The following is a 1,813-nucleotide window of genomic DNA, read 5'->3' on the forward strand; positions in this document are numbered from 1 at the left end:
GTGGCATGCCTTGGCAATGCCCCAGGCGATCGAGCGGTTGTTGGCAACGCCGAGGACCACGCCTCGCTTGCCCTGCATCAGACCTGAATTCTGCGCCATTTTGCTAACGTCCCGTCGAGCTCCCGGTGAGGTTTGGAGGTACACCAGCCCTCCGTTGCGGTACAGTCCTAATACGCGGCGTTAACGCTGTTTCAAGGGCCGGAATAGCCGTTCCGCTCGGGTGTTATGATCGTTGTGGCGCTCGCGCCGAACATCAGGACGTCAAGACCGCAATGAGTGCGTTTCGCCAGAGTGTTGAAGCCATGATCCCGGCGTTGCGCCGCTACGCCCGCGCGCTCACGCGCGAGGCGGATGCGGCCGATGATCTGGTGCAGGATACGCTGGTGCGAGCGCTGCGTTCGGAGCGCCTGTTTCTCGGGGGCGACGTCAGGAGCTGGCTCTATACGATCCTGACCAACCTCAACAAGAACCGGCGGCGCTCGCTGGCACGGCGGCCGCAATTCATGCAGCTGACGGAGAACAACCCGGATGCCAGCGGGACCGAAGCCGAAGGGCGCGATATCGAGAGGGCGCTGGCGACGCTCGTCGAGGAGCAACGCTCGGTGCTGCTCCTGGTCATGCTGGAGGGCATGAGTTACCGCGAGGTCGCCGACATCCAGGGCGTGCCGATCGGCACCGTGATGTCGCGCCTGGCACGCGCACGCGCCCACGTCAAAGCCTCGCTGGAGGGCGAGCGCCCGGCGCTCAGGCGGGTGAAATGATGGCAGGATTGATGCATCGCGCCGGTCGTTCCTCCTGCATGGCATGGGAAGCGGCGCAGTTGAACCACGAAGAACATTTTGGGCCGCAGAGCCAGAGACGATCGATATGAACGACCGCAAGATCCCAGTGACCGAGGACGAACTGCACGCCTATGTCGACGGCGAGCTGCCGGCCGAGCGCCGCGCCGATGTCGAGGCCTGGCTTGCCGCGCAGCCCGAGGATGGCGAGCGCGTGCAGTCCTGGCGCGCCATGGCCGAGATGCTGCACGCCCGCTACGATTCCGTCGCCCAGGAGCCGGTGCCGGCGCGGCTCGAGCTCGAACGGCTGGAGCGCCGCCCGCGGCACTGGCTCTATGGCGCCGCCGCGGCCGTGCTGGTGGCCTTCGTCGCCGGCGGCACCGCCGGCTGGCTGGGGCATGGCGCCGCCAACGCGCCGTCGACCTTCCAGAGTTTTACGACTGACGCGCTCGACGCCCACCGCCTCTATGTCGTCGAGGTTCGCCATCCCGTCGAGGTCGGCGGCAACGAGCGCGACCACCTCCAGGCCTGGCTGACCAGACGTTGCGGCTGGACCGTGTTTGCACCGAACCTAGAGGGGAGTGGACTGAAGCTCGTCGGTGGCCGGCTCTTGCCGGGGCCGAACGGCCCGGCGTCGTTCCTGATGTATGAGGGCGCCTCGGGCGAGCGGTACACGATCTACACCGCCAAGACCGAGAATGGCGCGACGCAGATGCGCTACGCCAGAACGGACAAGGACGGGGCGCTGTTCTGGTCGGAGCGCGGCGTCGGCTACGTCGTCAGCGGTGGCGGCGACCGGGATCGGCTCACCAAAGTGGCGCAGGCGGTCTACGACCAGGCAGAGAAAAGCGGCACCTAGACAACCACGCCAACGCGGTGCCTCGATTCCGACATTGAAAATTTGGAATGAAGACATCGGCGCGTCTCATTATCGCACCGGATGATCACGCGAAAATGAGCAGCGTTCGATCCGCCGATCGACGCGGGCGGCCTCGATTGGGGTTTTTGGTACCGCGCTGGTCCCCCTCTCGAGG

Annotated in this window: 2 protein-coding genes and 1 pseudogene; 2 read left to right on the forward strand and 1 reads right to left on the reverse strand. The window is 65.9% G+C overall.

Going from position 1 to position 1,813, the window contains the following annotated elements:
* Positions 1-99 (reverse strand): annotated as a pseudogene (locus tag IVB32_RS04350) (NADH-specific enoyl-ACP reductase); the annotation flags it as partial.
* A gap of 173 nt (positions 100-272) precedes the next feature.
* Between IVB32_RS04350 and IVB32_RS04355 the strand changes: the two are divergent.
* Both IVB32_RS04355 and IVB32_RS04360 read left to right on the forward strand, forming a co-directional pair.
* A complete protein-coding gene (locus tag IVB32_RS04355; protein ID WP_007594679.1) occupies positions 273-761 on the forward strand; it encodes a sigma-70 family RNA polymerase sigma factor in 489 nt (162 codons plus the stop codon).
* A gap of 106 nt (positions 762-867) precedes the next feature.
* Entirely contained in the window at positions 868-1,638 is a 771-nt protein-coding gene (locus IVB32_RS04360; RefSeq protein WP_247369231.1) for an anti-sigma factor, read from the forward strand.
* Positions 1,639-1,813: the final 175 nt, after the last annotated feature.

This window comes from Bradyrhizobium sp. 23, assembly GCF_023073295.1.
Lineage (GTDB): Bacteria > Pseudomonadota > Alphaproteobacteria > Rhizobiales > Xanthobacteraceae > Bradyrhizobium > Bradyrhizobium canariense_D.

Excerpts from the sequence above, each read along its gene's own strand:
- IVB32_RS04355 (WP_007594679.1), top strand. The coding sequence starts at position 273 with ATGAGTGCGTTTCGCCAGAGTGTTGAAGCCATGATCCCGGCGTTGCGC.
- IVB32_RS04360 (WP_247369231.1), top strand. The coding sequence starts at position 868 with ATGAACGACCGCAAGATCCCAGTGACCGAGGACGAACTGCACGCCTAT.